This is a genomic window from Labrenzia sp. CP4, from assembly GCF_001579905.1.
Classification (GTDB): Bacteria; Pseudomonadota; Alphaproteobacteria; order Rhizobiales; family Stappiaceae; genus Roseibium; species Roseibium algicola.
This window is the reverse complement of the sequence record NZ_CP011927.1, coordinates 1,424,600-1,445,886: the sequence shown is the minus strand read 5'-3', so window position 1 is coordinate 1,445,886 and position 21,287 is coordinate 1,424,600. Positions and strand designations below refer to the sequence as shown.

Sequence of the window (21,287 nt, the reverse complement as noted above, 5' to 3'; positions counted from 1 at the left end):
TTGAAGCAATGAAAACTCTGTATCACCTCAAAGCCGCAACCTGCCTCAAGGCAGCGCTTGTCGCCTCAACCTTGATTGCTCTGCCTGTTTCGGCAGTTGCCCAGCAGCTCGACGTATCGGTGCTCGACACCAAGACCGAAGAACGCAGCACAATCCGCCGCCTGACGGCAACCGCCGACCAGCTCCGGATGGAAGGCGAACAGGCCGAAATCCGGCTGGCCGTCTACGCTCCCCGGGACGAGGTCCTTCTCTATCGCAAGCTGCAGGTGGACTACCTGACCGCGGTCTCGACCGCCCCGGAACATTCCAGCATGAGCATCATGGTCAACGGTCAGCCCGTTGGCGACATTGAACTCAACGCAGGCGCTCAAAGCTCGATGCGCAGCTTCGATCTCCCTCCCGGACTGATGGTCGAGGGGTTCAACGAAATCCGGTTCATCGCGAAACACAAGCACCGCGTGGACTGCACGATCCCCGCCACATATGAACTGTGGACGGTGCTGAACCCGGCAAACACGGGTATCGTGTTCGATCCGGGCCCGGACAACTCACCGAAGGTGTCGGCCAGCCTTGAACTGCTGCGCGCGGTCCCGAACGACAAGAGCGGCGCCACCAACATGCGCCTGCTGCAACTGGGTACGGCGAGCGCCGGAAATCTGGACCGGGCCCTGGCAGTTGCACAGACTGTCGCCGCTTTCGGAAAATATCATTACCCGGACATCCAGATCAGGAACGAGCCTGGCAACGATGCCGGCCTGGATATCATTGTCGGCACTCGGGCCGAGCTTTCGCACGCAGGCTTTGCCGTTGGCGACACCGGCTCGGAAATCCCTGGCCTTGCTATCGTCCACCGGCCGGATACGGGCCGGGTTTCCTTGTTTCTCGCGGCAGAGAACCGCCCGGCTTTGGACAAGTCCATCGAGGCCTTCAAACAGGCCCTGCAGGCCAAGCCGATGCTGGGAAGCCGCCGGGGTATTGCCGCATTCGAAAACAAGTTCGGTTACGAGATCGAACCCGGCGAAACGGTTTCCCTGGCAAAGATCGGCGTCAGCAGCAAACGCTTTGACGGCCGGCTTCTCCGGCAGGACTTCTCGATCCGCCTGCCGGACGACTACTTCGTCGGAGACTATGGCAAGGCCAAACTCAGCCTGAACATCGATGCGCTGGCAAACCTGTCCAATGCCAACCGGCTGCAGGTCTTCGCCAATGGTGCCGCACTTGCGTCTGCGGAACTGACGCGTGACGGCATTTCTTCCCGCAATCCACTCGATATCCCGCTTGGCGGCTTCTCGCCCGGCTTCAACGACCTGCGCATCGAAGTGTCTTCCCTGACAGAAGATGATGCCACCTGCGATGTCGCGACCGGCCTCAATGGCGACCGGCTGTCGCTTGATGCGGACACATCGACGATCGAGTTCGATGCACTTGCCAGAATGCGCGTGACACCGAGCCTGTCTCCTTCCGACCTTCTGCCGAAAAATCCTGCAGAAAACCGGCCAACCACCATTCAGGTGCTTGCCGACGACCCGAAAAGCCTGGAGGCCGCTGCACAGCTTGCCGTGGCAACGGCAGCAATCACACAGCAGGTCCGGCCGATCGCCATCACGACGGCCTCCGCCTCGGTCGGCAATCAGCCAGGCCTGATTGTTGCCCCGGTCAATCGCCTGTCGGGCATGGCCAAGGAAGCCTATCTGGACACGCTCGACCCGGAAAGAACGCAAGGCTCGCGCAGTCAGGTGGGCCGCTTTTTCGGGCTGAAGTCTGTTGACGAAAACGACACCAGCCTGATGGCAAGCATCCAGCGATACGCCGGATCCGCCTGGCGCAGCGTCGGCTTCAAGCTCAATTCCGAAGTTCCGTCCGACCGCAGCTTCGCGCTGCAGGGCAACAGCATCCTGATCGCACAGCGCACCAAGACGCTGACATCCAAGGAAAGCTGGGTTGCCTTCATGGGAGCCCCGGTCAAGCAGGACACCTGGACCGTCGTGACCGGACTGACGAGTGACGACATCAAGGCCAGCACGGAAACGATGCTGCGCGAAGGCAGGCTTGCCTGGCTCACCGGCGACACATCGCTCTATAACGCGACCACCAACCGGTTTGCGTCCGAACGCCTGTCCGATCCGAACTACTTTGCCTCGCTGGCAAACCCGTCCGAGTTCAGGAACAGCCGGCTCGTCGTGGCAGGATTGGTCTCGCACAACATGCTCGACTTCGTCGTGTTCATGCTGGCGTTCTGCCTGATCCTCGGCTTCAGCTACTACGTCTCCCTCAAACGGTCCGGACGCTGACATGCTGAGGCTTTGCATGACAACCGGCATGGCACTTTTCCTGTCGCTTGCTCCCGCTCACGCCGAACCGGTGTTCGGCGCCAGCGCGCGCAGCAAGGAAGCCGTGTCGCTCTGGCTGGGGTCGGCGTGGCGGGACTATACGAGCCGCCACATGACCCCGGAAGGAGCCGTCATCGACGATGCCAATGAAGGCATCAGTCACAGCGAAGGCCAGGGTTACGGCATGGTTCTGGCCGTCGCGGTGGATGACCGCGAGACCTTCAAGCTGATCCGCGACTACACCTATGAGAACCTGCAGGTGCGCAAGGATCACCTGTTTGCCTGGAAGGTGCTGCACACGCCGGAAGGTCCCAATGTCGCCGACACCAACAACGCGACGGACGGGGACCTGCTGATCGCCTGGGCGTTGATCGAGGCCTACAAGAACTGGGGAGACCCTGAAGACCTTGCCTCGGCAAAGGTCGTTCTGGCGGATATCGCCGCAACGCTCCTTCAGCAAACCGCCCTCGGACCGGTTCTTGTTCCCGGCAGTGACGGGTTCGTCTCCGGCGATCATCAAACCGTCACGGTCAACCCCTCCTACTGGGTCTATCCGGCCCTCGAAACCATCGCAGAGTTCGATACGTCCGCGAACTGGGGCGAAGTTGCGGTTGTCGGAGAGGACGTCCTGGACCTTTCCCAGAGGGCTCCAAGCTACCTGCCACCGGATTGGGTCGATATCGGCGGCCTCAAGCTGGTTCCTTCCGATAAGTTCACACCTGAATTCGGCTACAATGCCATCCGGGTTCCGCTCTATCTCGCGCTGTCCAGAAATGCCCTGCGCGTGAAAAAGGCGGCGGATTTTTCAACGCTACGCGGCTTTGCCGATCCCCGCGGCCCATCGGTTACGCAGATCGTCACGGGCGAGCCGAAGAGTGTCATGGGTGGCATCGGTTTTCGCGCAATTGCCGCCCTGACCAGATGCATGGACAAGGCCGAGCCATTCCCGTCCGAACTGCTGCAGATCGGCACCGACGACTATTACTCCACAACACTTCAGATCTTCACGATTCTCGCAATTGCAGAGAGGTATCCGCAATGTCTTTCACCAGAATGGTAATTGCCTCCTTCGCGCTGGCGTTTGCGACCAACGGTTCCCTGGCGCAGTCCGCTCCGTGGGAAGCCGCGCCGCAACAACAACTGCCCGGCGGCTCTCCGTTTGTCCTGCAGGCACCTGAAACCGGTGTTTTGCCGGTCCAGCAGGCCAATGTTTCGCCTTTCGCGCTTTCGGTCACCCAGCCAGGGGCCGCACAGTCCGCGGCCCCGGCGGCCCCCGCGGCTGCCAAGGTCGATGAAACGGCCCTGCGCTACTACGCACAAAACGGTGAGATCGGCCGTGTGTCTGCCGAAATCAAGCGGCTGAAGTCTCTTCATCCGGACTGGCAACCGCCGGAAAACATCTACGACCGCAACCGGATCGAGGTGAACGAACAGCCGCTCTGGGATCTCTTCGCCACCGGCCGGACCCAGGAGCTCTACGCCAAGATCCGGGAATACATAAATCTCTACCCGGGCTATGAGCCTTCAGCCGAATTGCGCCGACAGATCATCAATGCCGAAGCGCGAAAGACCCTCATCCAGGCGTCCGAACTGGGCAACGCCCAGGAGGTCATCAAGATCGCGGTGAAGAACTCCGATCTTCTGACCTGCCAGGAAATCGACATTATCTGGCGGACAGCCAGGGCTCTCAACGAGACCGGTCAGGACGTCAAGGCGCTCGAAGCCTACAAGTACATCCTTGCCAACTGCGCCAATGAGGAAGAACGCAAGGCCACCGTGCAAAAGGCTGCCGAAGTGCTGCCGCGCAACGCGGTGGAGCAGCTTGTCGCCTACGGCAGAACCGGATTGGACGGCCGCTCGGAATTCAACGAAATCTACCTGGACCTGTTGCGTGGTGAAGTTGGCGAGGGCGCCACCGATCCCGCCATGCTGGTCGACAAATCGGATCTGGACGCACTCGCCAATTCGGCTGCAAAACTCCAGAACCCGAACGATGCCGAACTTCTTGGCTGGTATTACTATTCCCGCGAAGAGTTCAAGACCGCCACCAAATGGTTCCAGACAGCCTACAAGCTTCGCCCCTCGCCAAAGGCCATCGAAGGCATGGTCGTCTCCATGAAGGAAGATGGCGAATACGAGGAAGCCGAGGAACTTGCCTACAAGAACCGGCGCAAGGATCCGCTCATCCTCAAGGCATATCTTGAAGTCGTTTCGATCCAGCTTCTGGAAGGCTACGGCACCGAGATGGATTTCAAGCGCCTGTCGAGATTTGCGAACGTCGTCCAGGATGCGCAATCGCCGATTGCCGCCCAGGTGTTCGGCTGGCACTTCTACAACATGCTTGAACTCGATGAAGCTGAAATCTGGTTTGCCAAGTCGATGGAGTTCCAGCCGAACGAATCCGCGGCCGTCGGCCAGATCGTGGTTGCTCAGCGCAAAAAGCAGAAAGCCCGCGAACGACAGTTGATCGCGCAATGGTCAACCAAATTCCCGGCGATCAAGACCCTCGGCGGCGCACAGCTTGCGTCCGCTTCCGAAGAACGCAGCCGCTCCTCTGGCGGATCGCGCTCCTCCGGGTCTTCCTACCTGCGCTCTGCCGAACAGGAGATCAGCACCGGAGATTATGCAGGCGCTCTGCCGTACCTTGAAAGAAACGCAATGAGCGGGCGCGAAAGCCGCAAGGCAAAACTGCTTCGGGCCTGGGCGCTGTATCACACGGGCCGGTCGAAAGAGGCGCACAAGCTCTTCGCGGAAGCCGACAAGGCGGGATCCACGACCGAAACCCGCCAGGGCAAGTGGTTCTCTGAAAAGAAGATGTACCGCTACAACTAAAACAACTGGTCTCTTCCCGCACGAGACCAGAAGCCCGGGCTCTTTTCCAGCTACGCAAGCTGAAGGGAGCCCGGGCCGTTTCCGGCCCATAGCCAGCATCCGGTGCCAAGCCTTCAGCGCGAAAACCGGCCGCTATCCGAAATCCGGCCCAGCCCCAGGCTCAGTCCCAAGCCTCTTACAGCTTCTGGAAATCCTCCAGAATGTCGAGCAGCTGTGTCAGTTTCTCCTTGCCGATGACCTCTTCTATGCGCGCCGCGATTGCCTTGGCGTCATCGAGCTTATCCTCAATGATTGCCTGTCCGGCCGGCGTAATCGCCACCGTTTGCTTGCGCCGGTCCTTCTCGTCCGCCTGACGGGTTACCAACCCCTTTTCCAGAAGTGTCTGAACGATCCGGGTCTGACTGGGCAACAGAAGGCAGGCGCGGTCGGCCAGGGTCGAGGCATCCTGTGGACCGAATTCTTCCAGCACCCGCAGGATGCGCCACTGCTGTTCGGTGATGCCGCAGTCGGAGAGCATCTCGCGGATCGGGCCCATGACCTTCTCGCGCGCCCGGATCAGCGCAATCGGGATGGAGCGTCTTGTGGACGGCAGCGCCGGGCCGTCAGCGGGTTCAGTGTCGTCGATCATGCAAGGTCCATAGCGAATTGGCAGATTATTAGACACAAAAAGTTTGACAGTTTCGATCTCATATATTTAACATAGCAAATATTGCACTGTTAAGGAAATCCCATGCCGCACATATCGCTGGAATATTCCGCCAACCTGGAACAGCGGGCCGACATAAAGGCCCTGTGCGAGCATCTGCGTGCGCAAGCCGCGACCATCGATGCCCTTCCCATGCCCGGTCTGCGGGTGCGGGCCATACGATGCGACCACTATGCAATCGCCGACGGCAACCCGAAACATGCCTTCATCGACATTTCCGTACGCCTTCGCGCCGGACGGCCGGACGACGTCAAGCGCGACGCAGCGGAGCGTCTGTTCAAGGCCGCAAAGGCTTTCCTGGAACCGGTCCTGGCCACCAGTTCGCTCGCGTTATCGCTTGAGATGCGCGACATCGACCCGGACCTTTCGCCCAAGACGGGCACCATTCGCGACCATTTGGGGACTGTCTGACCCATGTCTGACCTTCAGAACAACATCGAAAAACTTGAGACCTACCTCGCAAGGTTCCGGGAGACCGGCGTGCTGAACCAGATCGGCGGCAAGGCCTGCCCCGCAGCCTCCGGCGCGACATTCGAAACCACCTCCCCGGTGGACGACAGCCTGATCTGCAAGGTTGCCAGGGGGGATGCTGCCGATATCGACGCTGCAGCCAGGGCCGCCAAGGAGGCCTTTCCGGCATGGCGCGATTTGGCCGCGACGGAGCGCAAGAAAATCCTTCACAAGATTGCCGACGGCATTGTCGCCCGCGCCGAAGAAATCGCCTTTTGCGAATGCTGGGATACCGGTCAGGCCCTGCGTTTCATGTCGAAGGCCGCCCTGCGCGGCGCCGAGAACTTCCGCTTCTTCGCTGACAAGACGCCAGGTGCCCGCGACGGTCAGGCCCTGCCATCACCGACCCTCATGAACGTCACGACCCGTCTTCCGATCGGACCGGTCGGCGTGATCACGCCCTGGAACACGCCTTTCATGCTGTCGACCTGGAAGATCGCGCCGGCGCTCGCTGCAGGCTGCACCGTGGTCCACAAGCCGGCGGAATTTTCTCCAGTCACTGCACGCATCCTGATGGAAATTGCAGAAGAAGCCGGCCTGCCGAAAGGTGTCTGGAACCTTGTCAACGGCCTCGGCGAAGAAGCCGGCAAGGCCCTGACAGAACATCCTGACATCAAGGCCATCGCCTTCGTCGGCGAGAGCCGCACCGGGTCCATGATCATGCGACAGGGGGCGGAAACCCTGAAACGGGTGCATTTCGAGCTCGGCGGCAAGAACCCCGTGATCGTTTTCGACGATGCCGATCTCGACCGGGCGCTGGATGCGGCAATCTTTATGATCTATTCGCTCAACGGAGAGCGCTGCACCTCGTCCTCGCGCCTTCTGGTGCAGGACACGATTGCCGAGGAATTCGAGGCAAGGCTCATCGATCGGGTGAACAACATCAAGGTCGGTCATCCCCTCGACCCAAAGACCGAAATCGGCCCGCTGATCCACAAGACCCATTTCGACAAGGTGACCGGCTACTTCGAAATCGCCCGCCAGGACGGTGCAACGATTGCCGCTGGCGGCAGCCGCGTCGGGACGGAAGGCTGCTTCGTGCGCCCAACCCTCTTCACCGGCGCGAATAACGCCATGAAGATCGCCCAGGAAGAAATCTTCGGCCCGGTCCTGACCTCCATCCGCTTCGGGTCGGAAGAAGAAGCACTTCGGATCGCCAATGACATTCCCTACGGCCTGACCGGCTACGTCTGGACCAACGACCTGACGCGGGCGCTGAGGTTCACCAACGCTCTGGAAGCGGGCATGATCTGGGTGAACTCGGAAAACGTCCGCCACCTGCCCACCCCCTTCGGCGGCGTCAAGGCCAGCGGCATCGGCCGCGACGGCGGCGACTGGTCGTTCGAATTCTACATGGAACAGAAACACATCGGCTTTGCGACCGGCCAGCACGCCATCCCGCGCCTTGGTGCGTGAGGAATGTGAACGACATAAGATCGCAGTAACGGGAGGAGACTATGGGAGAAATCGTTCTCGCGGCCAAGGTCACGCATGTGCCGACCATGCTGATGTCGGAACAGCCCGGACCTGTGGAGGGCAAGCGTCAGCCGGCTATCAACGGTCATTACGAAATCGCGCGCCGGGCAAAAGCGCTCGGCGCGACGACGGCGATCGTCTGCGACACGCATTGGGTGATCAACGCAGGCTTTCACATCAATGCCAACAAGCGGTTCGAAGGCCTGTTCACCTCGAACGAATTTCCGCATTTCATCCAGAACCTGCCTTACGCCTACGAGGGCAACCCGGAGATGGGCGACGCCATCGCAAGAGAGGCAACCGAGCGCGGCGCTTTCACGCTCGCCCATCATCTCGATAGCCTGGAACTTGAATACGGCACGCTGGTGCCGATGCGGTTCATGAGCCGGGAACACGACATGAAGGTCGTCTCGGTCGCCGCCTGGTGCACGGTGCACGGCCATGACGAGAGCCGTATCGTCGGCGAAGCGATCCGGGCGGCAGTCGAAGCCAGTGACGAGAAGGTGCTGCTGCTTGCCTCGGGCTCCCTGTCTCACAAGATCTGGGCCAACAAGGACTACGCCGCCAACAACGGCACTTTCACCATCTCGTCCGAGTTCAACCGGCAGGTCGATCTGCATGTCCTCGACATGTGGCAAAGGGGCGATCATGCCACCTTCCTGAAGATGCTGCCGGAATATGCCGACCATTGCTGCGGCGAAGGCTCCATGCACGACACCGCCATGCTCTACGGCGCGCTCGGCTGGGACAGCTACACCGCCGAATGCGAGGTCGTGACCGACTATTTCCCCAGTTCCGGTACCGGACAGACCAACGTCATCTTCCCGGTCCAATAGGTTTATCGCAGGAGCCTTCCATGCCCATTCCGGCCCCCAATCTCTATCCGCCCTTCAACATCATCCGGCTCAGCCATGTGGAACTGGGCGTCACGGATCTGGCCAAGAGCCGGGCCTTCTATGTCGACACGCTCGGGCTTCAGGTCACGGACGAAGCCGAAGAGGCGATCTATCTGCGCGCCATGGAAGAACGCGGCCACCATTGCCTTGTCCTGCGCAAATCGGCAGATGCCGCTGCCCGTGATCTCGGCTTCAAGGTGTTCGACGAGGAAAACCTCGACAAGGCCGCGCACTTCTTCAAGGGCAAGGGGTTGCCGGTCGACTGGGTCGAGCGGCCCTATCAGTCGCGCACATTCCGGACCCGCGATCCGCACGGCATTCCGCTGGAGTTCTACGCCAAGATGGACCGCCTGCCGCCGATCCATCAGAAATACGCACTCTACAAGGGCGTAAAGCCGCTCCGCATCGACCACTTCAACTGCTTCTCGCCGGACGTCGATGCTTCCGTTGCCTTCTACAACGAGCTTGGCTTCCGGGTGACCGAATACACGGAAGACGAGGCAACCGGCCGTCTGTGGGCCGCCTGGACCCACCGCAAGGGCGGCGTCCACGACATTGCCTTCACCAACGGCAAGGGCCCGCGCCTCCACCACACCGCGTTCTGGGTGCCGACACCGCTCAATATCATCGACCTGCTCGACCTGATGGCAACCACTGGCTGGGTATCCAATATCGAGCGCGGCCCGGGCCGACACGGCATTTCCAACGCCTTCTTTCTCTACATTCGAGACCCGGACGGCCACCGGATCGAGATCTACTGTTCGGATTACCAGACGGTCGATCCGGATCTGGAACCGATCAGGTGGGACCTGAAGGATCCGCAGCGGCAGACCCTTTGGGGCGCGCCGGCTCCGAAGAGCTGGTTCGAGGAAGGATCCCTGTTCGAAGGAACCGAAGTTCAGGCTCCCAGCCTTGCCGCACAACCGATTGTTGCGCCATAGGTGAAACAGACAATGGTTGGAAGAATGCGATGAACTGGACTGACTTTGCCGGCTGGGGCCGGAGAGTGGCCGACTGGGCCGCAGACTATCACCAGACCCTGCGGCAGCGGCCTGTCCGCGCCCAGGTGAAGCCGGGTGAAATCCTCAACGCCCTCCCCGAGGCACCTCCCGAACTTGCCGAGGAGATGGAGAAGATCTTCGCGGACTTCGAGAAGATCGTTCTGCCGGGCATGACCCATTGGCAGCACCCGCGCTTCTTTGCCTATTTCCCCGCCAATGCGTCTCCACCGTCAATGCTGGCGGAATATCTCGTTACCGCCATGGCGGCGCAGTGCATGCTATGGCAGACCTCTCCGGCGGCAACCGAGATGGAAACCAGGATGATGGACTGGCTGCGCCAGGCCGTCGGTCTGCCCGGGTCCTTTACCGGAGTGATCCAGGACAGCGCCTCCACCGCAACTCTGGCCGCCGTCCTGACCATGCGCGAGCGCGCCCTTTCGTGGGATGGCAACAAGGCCGGCCTCAGCGGGCAACCGCGCCTGCGGGTCTATTCCTCCAATGAGGTCCACACCTCCATCGACAGGGCAATCTGGATCTCCGGCATCGGCCAGGACAATCTGGTGCGTATCCCTGTTCTGGGCCCACGCCGCTCCATGGATCCGGACGCGCTGCGCGCCGCCATCGAAGCCGATCTTGCGGCCGGTTTCCGGCCAGCCGGCATCATCGCCTGCACCGGTGGCACCGGCGTTGGCGCGTCGGATGATGTTGGAGCGGTCGTCACGGTCGCGAAAGACTTCGGCCTCTATGTGCATCTTGATGCGGCCTGGGCAGGCGCGGCGATGATCGTCCCCGAGTACCGCGAGCTCTGGGAAGGCGTCGACGGCGTCGATTCCATGGTCTTCAACCCGCACAAATGGCTTGGAGCCCAGTTCGATTGTTCCGCCCATTTCGTTCGCGACCCGGAAGACCTTGTGCGTACTTTGGCGATCCGGCCGGAATATCTGAAGACCCACGGCCACGACGGGATCGTCAACTATTCCGAATGGTCCGTTCCGCTTGGCCGCCGTTTCCGGGCCTTGAAACTCTGGTTCCTGATGCGCTCCTACGGTTTGGAAGGCCTGCGAGGGCGCCTGCGCAACCATGTCGACTGGTCAACCGCTCTTGCCGAGCATTTGCGCGCAGAACCGGATTTTGAAATCACCTCCGAGCCCGTCCTTTCCCTGTTCAGCTTTCGCTTTGCCCCTGAAGGTGCAAGGGACCTCGACACGCTCAACCAGCGCCTCGTCGATACCATCAACGACGATGGCCGGATCTACCTGACCCAGACCCTGCTGGATGGTGCCAAGGTGGTCCGCTTCCAGGTCGGGCAGTTCGACTGCACACAGGAAGACGTCGCCTTTGCCTTCGACGTCATTATCGAAATTGCCAGAAACATGGAGACCGCATGACCCGGCTCGCAACCTACAGCGCCGACGGACAGGAATTTTACGGAGCCGTCACTGATACCGGCATGATTGCCCTGTCGCCGGACTTTCCGCAGTGGCCGACGCTTTACGACGCCATTCGCGCCGGCGGTCTGCAGGACCTTGTCACTGCCGCAAAGGAGAAACCGGTTACGCATTCCGAGTTCACTTATGAAATGGTGCTGCCGAACGCGCCGCGGATCCTGTGTGTTGGCGTCAACTTTCCCGACCGCAATGCGGAGTACAAGGACGGCAGCACCCAACCGAAATACATGTCCTTGTTCCCCCGCTTTGCCAGCGGGTTCACCGGCCACGACCGTCCGCTGATCCGGCCGCCCGAAAACCACACACTCGATTACGAGGGCGAAGTGGCCATCGTCATCGGCAAGACCGGCCGACGCATCAAGGCGGAAGATGCCTATGACCATATCTGCGCCCTGACCCTGTGCAACGAAGGCACCATCCGCGACTGGGTTCGGCACGCGAAATTCAACGTCACCCAGGGCAAGAACTGGGACCACTCCGGTTCTATCGGCCCCTGGCTCGTGCCTTTCGAAAAGGCGGAGCAACTGGATGAGGCCCGCATTCAGACCCGCGTCAACGGAGAGCTGCGCCAGGACGATTACCTGAAACGCATGACATTCCCGATCCGTGAGGAAATCGCCTACATCTCGACTTTCATGACACTTCAGCCCGGCGACATCATCGTCACCGGCACGCCGACAGGTGCCGGCGCCCGGTTCGACCCTCCCCGCTATCTGAAACCCGGTGACGTGGTCGAGATCGAGGTCGATGGCATCGGCATCTTGCGGAACGGGGTGGAGGATGAAAAATGAGCCTGAGCGAAGCAGACATCTCCAAAGCCGCAAATGATCTCCTGAACGCGGAAAAGACGCTCGAGCAGATCGGTCTTCTCACCCTGCGCCATCCGAACCTCGACATGGACGGGGCCTATGCAATCCAGAAAGAACTTGCCAGGGCGAAGCTTGCCGAAGGCCGCAAGATCATCGGCTGGAAGATCGGTCTGACGTCGAAAGCCATGCAGGACGCGCTCAAGATCGACATTCCGGACAGCGGTGTCCTCTTCGACGACATGCTGTTTGAAATCGGAGCCACGGTCCCCAGGGGCCGGTTCATCCAGCCGCGCATCGAAGCGGAAATTGCCTTTGTCATGAAGGCCTCTCTCGGTGGCGCCAACGTCACGCGCCAGGATGTACTTGCGGCGACGGATCACGTGTGTCCGAGCCTGGAGATTCTCGATACGCGCATCCGGCGCGTTGATCCGGAGACGGGACAGGCTCGCAAGATCTTCGACACCATTGCCGATAACGCCGCCAATGCCGGCCTGGTTCTGGGCAACGAAAAGCATGATCCCGGAGCAATCGACCTCCGTTGGGCCGGCGCCATCGTCACCAGAAACGGTGAAGTGGAGGAGACCGGTCTTGGTGCGGGCGTCCTCAACGATCCGGTCGAGAGCGTCGTTTGGCTGGCGCGGCGCATGGCCGATTACGGACAGACAATCGAAGCCGGACAGATTATTCTGTCCGGATCCTTCATCCGGCCGGTCGAATGCCCGTCCGGTTCGAAGGTCCACGCCGACTTCGGCCCGTTCGGGTCTGTTTCCTGCTCCTTCGCCTAATAGGGAAAACCATGCCAGCGCCTCAAAACGCCTTCAAAGCCGCCTTGAATTCCGGTCAGCCGCAGATGGGCTGCTGGGTCGGGCTTGCCGATGCCTACTCGGCGGAGATTACCGCGAGTGCCGGCTTCGACTGGCTGCTGATCGATTGCGAACACGCGCCCAACGACCTCAGATCCATGACGGCGCAGCTGAAAGTGGTCGAGGCCTCCACCAGCAAGCCGGTCGTGCGGGTACCCATCGGCGAGACCTGGATGATCAAGCAGTTCCTGGATGCCGGTGCGCAATCGCTGCTGGTCCCGATGGTGGAAAGCAAGGCGCAGGCAGAAGAGCTCGTCAGTGCAGTACGTTATCCGCCGGTCGGTGTGCGCGGCGTTGGATCCGCGCTTGCCCGCGCGTCCGGCTTTTCCGCCATTCCCGACTATCTGACGACTGCCTACGGTGAGATCTGCCTGCTGGTTCAGGTGGAAAACCGCGCCGGCCTGGCAGACCTCGACGGCATCCTGTCGGTCGACGGCGTTGATGGCGTCTTCATCGGGCCATCGGATCTGGCCGCCGATATGGGCCACCTCGGTGACCCGATGCATCCTGAAGTCGTTGCCGCGATCCTCGACGCCATGAAACGCATCAAGGCTGCCGGCAAGGCACCGGGTATCCTGACCACCAATCTGGATTTCGCCCGCACCTGTCTGGAGCTCGGCGCAACCTTCGTCGCCACCTCGATCGACGTCACCCTCTATGCCGCGGCCATCCGCGGTGCAGCCCGGCAGGCAAAAGAGCTTCTTGGATCGGTCGAAGGGTGACACTTGCGGGCACTGCCTCCCCGTCGGGTCCCGTCCATATGCAAAGCGAGGCGGGGCCGGAAAACTGGTAACTCCGGAACAAGGTGCCCATCCTTCGAGACGGGCCAGTTGGCCCTCCTCAGGATGAGGCTAGGGCTGTGGATCGAAATGTCCTTGGTCGGCTGGATAACAGACAGTCTGCCTGCCCAGTATCCAGATCACCACGCCAGACAGATCACGCTATCGGACTGACCAACCCGGAAAGCTGCTTTACCCAAACGGCCCCACCCACCCCCCTCATCCTGAGGAAGCGCGAAGCGCTGTCTCGAAGGATGGGCCGCGTGAACGAAAAAGAGCCGCCAGTCCATCTGAGGGGACCTGGCGGCTCTTCAAACATGAGGCCGTAGTGGATGGTGCCGAAAACCTAGCCCAGCACAACCACCTTGGCGCCGACATTGACGCGGTTGTAGAGATCGATGATGTCCTGATGCCACATGCGGATACAGCCGCTGGAAGCATTGGTTCCGATGCTGGAGGGCTGGTTGGTGCTGTGGATGCGGTAGAGCGTATCCTTGTTGCCCTGCCACAGATAAAGCCCGCGCGCGCCGATCGGATTGCTCGGACCGCCGTCCTGCCCGTCGCGATATTTTTCCAGTTTCGGATCCCGTTCGATCATCTCGTCCGGCGGAAACCATTTCGGCCACTCGCGCTTGAAGCGGATTTCCGCCTCACCGTTCCAGGCGAAGCCGGCGCGACCGACACCGATGCCATAGCGGATGGCACGACCACCGGGCTGGATCAGGTAGAGATACTTGCTGCCGGGATCGACAACGATTGTGCCGGAGGGATATTTGCTCGGATAGAACACCACCTGGCGCAGATATTTCGGGTCGAACTTCTGATACTGGATCGCCGGTATCGAAAACCCGCCATCGGTTCTGGCGGCATAGGCCGTCGCGTAATCCGGTGTCCCGTCGGCCAGCGGGGTCAATCCCGCCTGCACGGTTGAACTCTGCTGGCTCTGGCAGGCTGCCAGCAGCAGGGGTATTGCAGCAACAAATGTGCGTCGGCTCATCGTGGAAGCCATATTCGCGTCCTTTCAGCGGCGTGCTCGAACCGTCAAACTTGCAATAATACGGTTCTGACCGGATCAGAAAATTCTAAAGACACATCACGCGATCCAGGAGTGAAAGCAACATATTTATGGTAAACAGTTGATTAAAATTGGGGCTTTTCTGCCGTTAGGTTACACAAACAATCAGGCGCTCAACCTGTTGCGGCAGGCAATCAGGTCCATTCTTGTGACAGGCACCAGCGCTCCACGGCTGCCGATCACGTGCGCGGCAAGGGCACAGCCCGCACGAACAGCCTCACGCGTTCTTGCCCGTTCCATGTATTCGACCAGGAACGCCGCATTGAAACTGTCGCCTGCTGCCGTCGTGTCGACGACCGTGCTTGCCGGTTCCGGCTGATACTGAAAACTGTCACCATCGGCCCCGCGCACAAGGATCGGCCCCGCCCCGTTCTTGACCACGGCCAGCCTCGCCCCATTGGCGAGATAGCGCGCCGCGGTCGCCGCTTCGTCGGTATCCTTGAAATGGCTGGCTTCATCTTCAAACGACGGCAGCACGATGCCGGCGACACTGGCCACCTTCATCGTCCAGCGGCACATTTCGTCACTGGCCGGCCACAGGCGCGGCCGCAGGTTCGGGTCGAAGACGATTTCCGCGCCACGCCCGGCAGCTGCCTGCAGGGCGGCTAGCAGCCGGTCCCGGGCTGCTTCGGCAAGAATGGCCACTGTGATACCGGAAAAATAGAGCAGGTCCCCTTCCCCGGCTGTCTCCAGTGCTGTGAGATCGTCGGCAAGATGCCGGGCCGCGGACTGCGAGCGCCAGTACTGAAAGCTTCGTTCGCCTTCGCTGAGGAAGATCATGTACATGCCCGGCGCAGCACCTGGCACCCTGGCCATCAAGGGCCTGATTCCTGCAGCTTCGATGAAATCCGTCAGTTGTCCGGAAAGTGCGTCATCGCCGACAGCACTCAGGTACCCGACATCCAGCTTTTCGGTGTCCGTCAGCTGGCGCGCGTACCAGGCCGTGTTGAACGTATCGCCGGCAAAGCCGACGGCGTAGGTTCCTGACGGTGTCGGTGAAAACTCGACCATGCATTCGCCGATGGCGAGAAACCGCATCGGCATACTCATTCCTCGAAATGGTCCAGGTTCTCGGCGCGGATACGGCCGAGAATGGTGGCAATCCGGCCCAGGTGTTCGGTCAGCATGGATTCGGCCAGTTTGCCGTCCCGCCTGCGAATGGCCGACATGATACGGAAATGGTCGTCCAGTGCGACTTGCGCCCCGGACGCCAGCGACAGGAACCGCACCCGGTCCATATGCGCTTTCTGCTCGCGGATCAGCGCCCAGACATAGTCGTGGCCCGAGATTTCACAGATCCTCCGGTGAAACGTGTCGTCAAGCGTGTGAAACAACTGGCGTTCATTCGCATCCACCGCCGCCTGTTGCTGTGCAAGCAGCTCGTCCAGATCGTCGATCTGTGCGTCCGTGATCACTTCGATGGCGGCCCGCATGCAGGCAACTTCCAGCGCCGTCCGCACGAACTTGGCCTTCAGCACCGCTACTTCCGAGATCTTGGAGATAACCGTTGCCCGTTGAGGCCGGATCAAAAGGAACCCGAGCTGCGACAGCCGGTAGAAGGCATCGCGCACGGGTTGGCGAGACACGCCGAAGGCCTTGGCCACTTCCGCTTCCGACATGCGCGTGCCCGGCGCCAGATCCAGTGACAGGATCTGCTGGTGCAATTCCTCGAACACCGTATCTGCCACGGTCGGGATCTTGATCGGCTCGAGCACCTTCAGGGCGCTACTTTCTGACATCAGCGTTGTCTCCGTTGACTCGTCTACTCAACTAGCATATCAGTTTACTAGTAGCAACATCAGCCTGCCCAAAGGCGCCACGGGAGAAACGAATGTCACTGGAAAGAGCGGATGCACCGGATATTTCGGAACAGGGCCTTGACCCGCACCGCCTGTTTCCCGCCGATGCGACCTCGCGCAAGATCGCGACGGAGCTTTATGCCACCGTCAAGGATCTGCCGATCGTCAGCCCGCACGGGCACACGGATCCGCGCTGGTATGCCGAAAACGAAGCTTTCCCCGATCCGGCGCAACTGTTCATCGTTCCCGATCACTACGTCTTCCGCATGCTGTTCTCGCAAGGGATCGACCTCAGCCAACTGGGTGTACCGCGCATCGACGGCGGCTTGAGCGAGACCGACAGCCGCAAGATCTGGCGAACCTTTGCCGAGAACTTCCATCTTTTCCGGGCCACACCTTCACGCATGTGGCTGGAGCATTCCTTCCAGGAAGTCTTCGGCTGGACCAAACGGATCTCCGCCAAAACCGCGGATGAAGCTTACGACCACATTGCCGATTGCCTGAGCCGCCCGGAATTCCGGCCGCGTGCGCTGTTCGAGCGCTTCAACATCGAGGTGATCGCAACCACGGAATCACCGCTGGACGACCTGAAATGGCACCGACAGATCCGGGACAGCGGCTGGAAAGGGCGGGTCGTCACGGCTTATCGCCCCGATGCGGTTGTCGACCCGGAGTTCGAGGGATTTGGCGCCAACGTCGAAAAATTCGGCGAGCTCGCCGGTGAAGACACCACAAGCTGGCAGGGTTACCTCAATGCCCACCGGGTGCGCCGGGCCTATTTCAAGTCCTTCGGCGCAACGTCGTCCGATCATGGTCACGCCACCGCACGCACCGAGAACCTGCCGGCTGCGGATGCTGAAGCCCTGTTCCAGAAGGCCCTGAAGGGCAATTGCTCACCAGCGGAAGCCGACGCATTCCGCGGCCATATGCTGACGGAAATGGCACGAATGAGCCTCGAGGACGGGCTGGTTCTGCAGATTCATCCGGGCAGCTTCCGCAATCATTCGTCCGGCATCATGGCAGCTCATGGCCGGGACAAGGGTTTCGATATCCCAACCCAGACCAGCTACGTCAAGGCGCTCAAGCCGCTGCTGGACGCGGTCGGTCTGGAAAAGGACCTTTCGATCATTCTCTTCACGCTGGACGAAACGGCCTATTCTCGTGAATTGGCCCCGCTTGCCGGCGTCTATCCGACGCTCAAGCTCGGTCCGGCCTGGTGGTTCTACGACAGCCCGGAAGGCATGCGCCGCTACCGGGAACTGACCACGGAAACCGCGGGTTTCTACAACACAGTCGGTTTCAACGACGACACCCGCGCCTTCTGCTCGATTCCGGCCCGCCACGATGTGGCCCGCCGTGTCGATTGCGCTTACCTCGCATCGCTCGTGACATCCGGGAGGCTGGACGAGGACGAGGCATATGAGGTCGCTCACGACCTCACTTACAGGCTTGCCAAGCAGGCCTATCGGCTCTGATGAGCCAATTTCGGGAGGAGACTATGAAAGTATTGAAGACCCTTGCGGCATCGCTTCTGGCCACCGCCGCGCTCACATCCGTATCGCTTGCATGCGAAGTGACACTGAAATCGTCCGACACCCATCCGGACGGCTATCCGACGGTGGAGGCCGTCAAGCAGATGGGCAAGCTGCTGGAAGAGCGCACTGACGGCCGCATCTGTGTCGAAGTGTTCCATTCCGCGCAGCTTGGCGAGGAAAAGGACACCATCGAACAGACCAAGTTCGGCGTCATCGACCTGAACCGCGTCTCCATGGGCCCGTTCAACAACCTGGTCGAGGAAACCAAGGTTGTCTCGCTGCCTTACATCTTCAAGGGCGTCGATCACATGCACACAGTGATGGACGGTCCGATTGGTGACGAGATCCTGGCGGCGTTCGAACCGCACGGCTATGTCGGCCTTGCCTTTTACGACGGCGGCTCGCGCAGCTTCTACAACAAGGTCAAACCGATCAAATCGATTGAAGATCTTGAAGGCATGAAGGTTCGCGTCATGCAGTCCGACATCTTCGTCGACATGATGTCGGCGCTCGGTGCCAACGCGACGCCGATGCCCTATGGCGAAGTCTATTCGTCCATCCAGACCGGCGTTATCGACGGTGCGGAAAACAACTGGCCGTCCTACGAATCTTCCGGTCACTTCGAAGTTGCCGGCTACTACACTCTGGACGAACACCTGATCGTGCCGGAAGTGCTGGTGATGTCGAAGAAGTCCTGGGACAATCTGTCTCCGGAAGACCAGGCAGCCGTCCGCCAGGCTGCAAAGGACTCGGTCCCCTTCATGCGCGAACAGTGGCAGGCCCGCGAAAAGGCGTCTGAAGAAAAAGTCCGCGCTGCCGGTGTCGAAGTCGTCACGGAAATCGACAAGGAGCCGTTCATGGCAGCCATGGACAGCGTCTACGAAAAGCACGTGACCTCCGAAAATCTGAAGGATCTCGTCGCCCGCATCCGCGCGACCGACTGATCTTCGCAAGCCCGCAGCCGGCAAAGCTGTTTCGCGGTCCATCGACCGCGGAACGGCCCGGCTGGCTGCTGGCCGTTTTTCAGGATCCGCCTTGACCCGGTTCCCTGCTTCAGGATCTCGACGTGCAGCCTCATCTCAAGTTCACCGCGCAGATGTTGCGCCATGTCTCCACGGCAGCGCTCTGGCTTGCCGGAGGCGGCCTCATACTCATGACCGTGTTCATCACGGCGCAGGTCTTCATGCGCTACGTCATGAACGACAGCCTCGTCTGGTCGGAACCTGCTTCCGTCATCCTGATGGGCTGGTTCATCTTCCTGGGCGCCGCCGTCGGCATCCGTGAAGGTTACCATCTCAGTTTTGACGTCCTGCTCTACTTTCTGCCGCAGGGAGCCAAACTGGTGCTTTACAGCATCTCCGATGCCGTGGTCGCCGCCTTTGGCGCGGGCATGGCCTGGTACGGCGCGGAACTGGCGCTGTCGGCCTGGGACGTAAAACTGCCGTCGCTCGGCGTTTCAGGCGCGGTTGATTTCCTGCCGCTCGTTGGCGGAGGTTGCCTGGTTTTTCTCTTTTCCATCGAACGCCTGATGCGTCGCGCAGCCGGTCTGCCGACCGCACGCTTCGGCGAAGATCCCATCGAAGAGGCTGCTTGATATGGAACCCGTTATCCTCTTCGGCACATTCACGGTTCTGCTCCTGATCGGCACACCCGTTGCCTTCTGCCTGGGCGCAGCGTCGCTCGCCACCGTGCTCTACATGGGTCTGCCGCCCGTCGTCGTCTTCCAGCGTCTGAACTCGGGTGTCTCCGTTTTCGCGCTGATGGCGATCCCCTTTTTCATTTTTGCCGGCGAACTGATGGTGCGCGGCGACATTGCCCGAAGGCTGGTGGCGCTCGCCGGGGCCGTGGTCGGGCATATGCGCGGCGGTCTCGGTCAGGTAAACATTACCGCCTCCGTACTCTTCGGCGGCATCTCTGGCTCCGCCGCGGCGGATGCAACCGCCATCGGCGGCCTGATGATCCCGCAGATGAAGGAAAAGGGCTATTCGGTCGAATACGGTGTCAATGTCACCGTGGTCTCCTCGATCATTGCGCTGATGCTGCCGCCCTCGCACAACATGATCATCTATTCGATCTCGGCTGGCGGACGTCTTTCCATCGCCGACCTGTTCACCGCGGGCATCCTGCCGGGCCTCTTGCTGGCAGTTTCCCTGATGGTCACTGCCTGGTTCGTTGCCCGCCGCGCCGGTTATCCGACGGAACGTTTTCCCGGCCTGTCGGCTCTTGGTGCGATGTTCATCAACGCCATTCCAGGCCTGCTGTTGATCGGCATCATCTTCGGCGGCGTGCGCTCCGGTGTGTTCACCGCTTCCGAAAGCTCCTGCATCGCGGCCGTCTACGCGCTGCTGGTGACCACGCTTGCCTACCGCACCATGCACTGGCCGGAATTCGTCGCCGCGACGAAAGCCGCGGTGCGCACCACCGCCATGGTTCTGCTGGTTATCGGCTGTGCGGCTTCCTTCGGCTGGCTGCTGGCCTTCCTGCGCATCCCCGCGGAACTGGTGGCATTCATGAAGGGCATTTCCGAGAACCCGCTGATCATCCTGCTGATGATCAACATCGTGCTGCTCTTCCTCGGCACCTTCATGGACATGTCGCCGCTGATCGTCATCACCACGCCGATCTTCCTGCCGGTTGCCACCGCTTTCGGGGTCGACCCGGTCCATTTCGGTGTCATCCTGGTGCTCAACCTCGGGATCGGCCTATGCACGCCGCCGGTCGGCACAGTGCTCTTTGTCGGCTGCGCCGTTGGCCGGATATCGGTCTGGGATGCGATCAGGACGATCTGGCCCTTCTATGGTGCCGCCATCTTCACATTGCTCCTGGTGACCTACATCCCGTCCCTGTCGCTGTGGCTGCCATCCCTGTTCCATTGAGGCAAAACCAATGTTCGTGAAAACCTTTCCCGAAGTGACCGCCGACCCGGGCATCCGCCGGCAGGTGCTGTCCGACAGTCCCGACCTGATGGTCGTCGCCTTCCGCTTCCAGCAGGAAGGCGCGGAAGGCAAGCTGCACAATCATCCACACGTACAGTCGACCTATGTCGAAAGCGGCCGTTTCCGCTTCACCATCGACGGCGAGACCTTCGACGTCAGTCCCGGCGACAGCTTCGTCATCCCCTCCAACGCCCTGCACGGGTGCGTGTGCCTGGAACCGGGGACACTGGTCGATACCTTCACGCCGCGCCGCGACGACTTTCTTTGAACACCGCCTGCACCCAAGGACTTT

20 protein-coding genes are annotated in these 21,287 nt (G+C 60.7%); 16 read left to right on the top strand and 4 right to left on the bottom strand.

Annotated features, from left to right (window positions below):
- The first annotated feature begins 8 nt into the window (after positions 1-8).
- From ACP90_RS06695 to ACP90_RS06685, 3 genes are read left to right on the top strand one after another with little or no spacing between them, the layout of a single operon-like run.
- Positions 9-2,291: a cellulose biosynthesis cyclic di-GMP-binding regulatory protein BcsB gene (locus ACP90_RS06695; protein WP_158514161.1), complete on the top strand. Its 2,283-nt coding sequence runs from the start codon at positions 9-11 to the stop codon at positions 2,289-2,291.
- Between the two features lies 1 nt (position 2,292).
- Positions 2,293-3,390, top strand: a complete 1,098-nt coding sequence (locus tag ACP90_RS06690; RefSeq protein WP_082809680.1) for a glycosyl hydrolase family 8 — start codon at positions 2,293-2,295, stop codon at positions 3,388-3,390.
- Positions 3,369-5,162, top strand: a complete 1,794-nt coding sequence (locus ACP90_RS06685) for a hypothetical protein (protein WP_145915718.1) — start codon at positions 3,369-3,371, stop codon at positions 5,160-5,162. Before ACP90_RS06690 ends, ACP90_RS06685 begins: the two co-directional genes overlap by 22 nt.
- 175 nt (positions 5,163-5,337) lie before the next feature.
- On the opposite strand, the gene hpaR is transcribed toward ACP90_RS06685, so the two are convergent.
- Entirely contained in the window at positions 5,338-5,790 is a 453-nt protein-coding gene (gene hpaR, locus ACP90_RS06680) for a homoprotocatechuate degradation operon regulator HpaR (RefSeq protein WP_055656061.1), read from the bottom strand.
- A gap of 102 nt (positions 5,791-5,892) precedes the next feature.
- Between hpaR and ACP90_RS06675 the strand changes: the two genes are divergently transcribed.
- Genes ACP90_RS06675 through hpaI form a run of 8 tightly spaced genes read left to right on the top strand, consistent with a single transcriptional unit; the run spans position 5,893 to position 13,593 of the window.
- Entirely contained in the window at positions 5,893-6,279 is a 387-nt protein-coding gene (locus ACP90_RS06675; protein WP_062487467.1) for a 5-carboxymethyl-2-hydroxymuconate Delta-isomerase, read from the top strand.
- 3 nt (positions 6,280-6,282) lie between these two features.
- Entirely contained in the window at positions 6,283-7,794 is a 1,512-nt protein-coding gene (hpaE, locus tag ACP90_RS06670; RefSeq protein WP_062487465.1) for a 5-carboxymethyl-2-hydroxymuconate semialdehyde dehydrogenase, read from the top strand.
- Positions 7,795-7,835: 41 nt separating this feature from the next.
- Complete coding sequence (gene hpaD, locus ACP90_RS06665) at positions 7,836-8,690, top strand: 3,4-dihydroxyphenylacetate 2,3-dioxygenase (protein ID WP_023003264.1); 855 nt, start codon at positions 7,836-7,838, stop codon at positions 8,688-8,690.
- Between the two features lie 20 nt (positions 8,691-8,710).
- Positions 8,711-9,691 carry a 3,4-dihydroxyphenylacetate 2,3-dioxygenase gene (gene hpaD, locus ACP90_RS06660; protein ID WP_062487463.1) on the top strand — a complete coding sequence of 327 codons (981 nt, stop codon included), beginning with the start codon at positions 8,711-8,713 and terminating at the stop codon, positions 9,689-9,691.
- Between the two features lie 29 nt (positions 9,692-9,720).
- Complete coding sequence (locus ACP90_RS06655) at positions 9,721-11,139, top strand: pyridoxal-dependent decarboxylase (RefSeq protein WP_062487462.1); 1,419 nt, start codon at positions 9,721-9,723, stop codon at positions 11,137-11,139.
- A complete protein-coding gene (locus ACP90_RS06650; protein ID WP_062487460.1) occupies positions 11,136-11,990 on the top strand; it encodes a fumarylacetoacetate hydrolase family protein in 855 nt (284 codons plus the stop codon). Before ACP90_RS06655 ends, ACP90_RS06650 begins: the two co-directional genes overlap by 4 nt.
- Positions 11,987-12,793, top strand: a complete 807-nt coding sequence (gene hpaH, locus ACP90_RS06645) for a 2-oxo-hept-4-ene-1,7-dioate hydratase (RefSeq protein ID WP_208993478.1) — start codon at positions 11,987-11,989, stop codon at positions 12,791-12,793. Before ACP90_RS06650 ends, hpaH begins: the two co-directional genes overlap by 4 nt.
- An 11-nt stretch (positions 12,794-12,804) precedes the next feature.
- Positions 12,805-13,593, top strand: a complete 789-nt coding sequence (gene hpaI, locus ACP90_RS06640; protein WP_062487458.1) for a 4-hydroxy-2-oxoheptanedioate aldolase — start codon at positions 12,805-12,807, stop codon at positions 13,591-13,593.
- Between the two features lie 403 nt (positions 13,594-13,996).
- Here hpaI and ACP90_RS06635 read toward each other — a convergent pair whose 3' ends face one another.
- The 3 genes from ACP90_RS06635 to ACP90_RS06625 all read right to left on the bottom strand — a co-directional run bounded on the left by ACP90_RS06635 (position 13,997) and on the right by ACP90_RS06625 (position 16,464).
- On the bottom strand, positions 13,997-14,659 hold the full coding sequence (locus ACP90_RS06635; protein WP_023003258.1) for a L,D-transpeptidase: 663 nt from the start codon (positions 14,657-14,659) through the stop codon (positions 13,997-13,999).
- A 171-nt stretch (positions 14,660-14,830) separates the two neighbouring features.
- Positions 14,831-15,775 carry a sugar kinase gene (locus ACP90_RS06630; RefSeq protein WP_082809679.1) on the bottom strand — a complete coding sequence of 315 codons (945 nt, stop codon included), beginning with the start codon at positions 15,773-15,775 and terminating at the stop codon, positions 14,831-14,833.
- The gene (locus ACP90_RS06625; RefSeq protein WP_055656081.1) at positions 15,772-16,464 is read right to left on the bottom strand and encodes a GntR family transcriptional regulator; all 693 of its coding nucleotides are present in this window, start codon (positions 16,462-16,464) and stop codon (positions 15,772-15,774) included. The genes ACP90_RS06630 and ACP90_RS06625 overlap by 4 nt, the downstream gene beginning before the upstream one ends.
- 92 nt (positions 16,465-16,556) lie before the next feature.
- On the opposite strand from ACP90_RS06625, the gene uxaC reads away from it, so the two are divergent.
- From uxaC to ACP90_RS06600, 5 genes are all read left to right on the top strand, one after another.
- On the top strand, positions 16,557-17,999 hold the full coding sequence (gene uxaC, locus ACP90_RS06620) for a glucuronate isomerase (protein ID WP_062487454.1): 1,443 nt from the start codon (positions 16,557-16,559) through the stop codon (positions 17,997-17,999).
- A 23-nt stretch (positions 18,000-18,022) separates the two neighbouring features.
- Positions 18,023-19,003 carry a TRAP transporter substrate-binding protein gene (locus ACP90_RS06615; protein ID WP_062487452.1) on the top strand — a complete coding sequence of 327 codons (981 nt, stop codon included), beginning with the start codon at positions 18,023-18,025 and terminating at the stop codon, positions 19,001-19,003.
- A gap of 152 nt (positions 19,004-19,155) precedes the next feature.
- On the top strand, positions 19,156-19,653 hold the full coding sequence (locus ACP90_RS06610; RefSeq protein WP_088665314.1) for a TRAP transporter small permease: 498 nt from the start codon (positions 19,156-19,158) through the stop codon (positions 19,651-19,653).
- Position 19,654: 1 nt separating this feature from the next.
- Complete coding sequence (locus ACP90_RS06605; protein ID WP_055656087.1) at positions 19,655-20,935, top strand: TRAP transporter large permease; 1,281 nt, start codon at positions 19,655-19,657, stop codon at positions 20,933-20,935.
- A 10-nt stretch (positions 20,936-20,945) separates the two neighbouring features.
- Entirely contained in the window at positions 20,946-21,263 is a 318-nt protein-coding gene (locus ACP90_RS06600) for a cupin domain-containing protein (RefSeq protein WP_062487450.1), read from the top strand.
- Positions 21,264-21,287 lie beyond the last annotated feature (24 nt).

What these genes read in the sequence shown, in the direction of transcription:
- hpaD (WP_023003264.1), top strand. Translation starts at nt 7,836, where the DNA reads ATGGGAGAAATCGTTCTCGCGGCCAAGGTCACGCATGTGCCGACCATG.
- hpaE (WP_062487465.1), top strand. Translation starts at nt 6,283, where the DNA reads ATGTCTGACCTTCAGAACAACATCGAAAAACTTGAGACCTACCTCGCA.
- ACP90_RS06690 (WP_082809680.1), top strand. Translation starts at nt 2,293, where the DNA reads ATGCTGAGGCTTTGCATGACAACCGGCATGGCACTTTTCCTGTCGCTT.
- ACP90_RS06650 (WP_062487460.1), top strand. Translation starts at nt 11,136, where the DNA reads ATGACCCGGCTCGCAACCTACAGCGCCGACGGACAGGAATTTTACGGA.
- hpaH (WP_208993478.1), top strand. Translation starts at nt 11,987, where the DNA reads ATGAGCCTGAGCGAAGCAGACATCTCCAAAGCCGCAAATGATCTCCTG.
- ACP90_RS06600 (WP_062487450.1), top strand. Translation starts at nt 20,946, where the DNA reads ATGTTCGTGAAAACCTTTCCCGAAGTGACCGCCGACCCGGGCATCCGC.
- hpaR (WP_055656061.1), bottom strand. Translation starts at nt 5,790, where the DNA reads ATGATCGACGACACTGAACCCGCTGACGGCCCGGCGCTGCCGTCCACA.
- ACP90_RS06655 (WP_062487462.1), top strand. Translation starts at nt 9,721, where the DNA reads ATGAACTGGACTGACTTTGCCGGCTGGGGCCGGAGAGTGGCCGACTGG.
- ACP90_RS06675 (WP_062487467.1), top strand. Translation starts at nt 5,893, where the DNA reads ATGCCGCACATATCGCTGGAATATTCCGCCAACCTGGAACAGCGGGCC.
- hpaI (WP_062487458.1), top strand. Translation starts at nt 12,805, where the DNA reads ATGCCAGCGCCTCAAAACGCCTTCAAAGCCGCCTTGAATTCCGGTCAG.
- ACP90_RS06625 (WP_055656081.1), bottom strand. Translation starts at nt 16,464, where the DNA reads ATGTCAGAAAGTAGCGCCCTGAAGGTGCTCGAGCCGATCAAGATCCCG.
- uxaC (WP_062487454.1), top strand. Translation starts at nt 16,557, where the DNA reads ATGTCACTGGAAAGAGCGGATGCACCGGATATTTCGGAACAGGGCCTT.
- ACP90_RS06635 (WP_023003258.1), bottom strand. Translation starts at nt 14,659, where the DNA reads ATGGCTTCCACGATGAGCCGACGCACATTTGTTGCTGCAATACCCCTG.
- ACP90_RS06630 (WP_082809679.1), bottom strand. Translation starts at nt 15,775, where the DNA reads ATGAGTATGCCGATGCGGTTTCTCGCCATCGGCGAATGCATGGTCGAG.
- hpaD (WP_062487463.1), top strand. Translation starts at nt 8,711, where the DNA reads ATGCCCATTCCGGCCCCCAATCTCTATCCGCCCTTCAACATCATCCGG.
- ACP90_RS06610 (WP_088665314.1), top strand. Translation starts at nt 19,156, where the DNA reads ATGTTGCGCCATGTCTCCACGGCAGCGCTCTGGCTTGCCGGAGGCGGC.
- ACP90_RS06685 (WP_145915718.1), top strand. Translation starts at nt 3,369, where the DNA reads ATGTCTTTCACCAGAATGGTAATTGCCTCCTTCGCGCTGGCGTTTGCG.
- ACP90_RS06695 (WP_158514161.1), top strand. Translation starts at nt 9, where the DNA reads ATGAAAACTCTGTATCACCTCAAAGCCGCAACCTGCCTCAAGGCAGCG.
- ACP90_RS06615 (WP_062487452.1), top strand. Translation starts at nt 18,023, where the DNA reads ATGAAAGTATTGAAGACCCTTGCGGCATCGCTTCTGGCCACCGCCGCG.
- ACP90_RS06605 (WP_055656087.1), top strand. Translation starts at nt 19,655, where the DNA reads ATGGAACCCGTTATCCTCTTCGGCACATTCACGGTTCTGCTCCTGATC.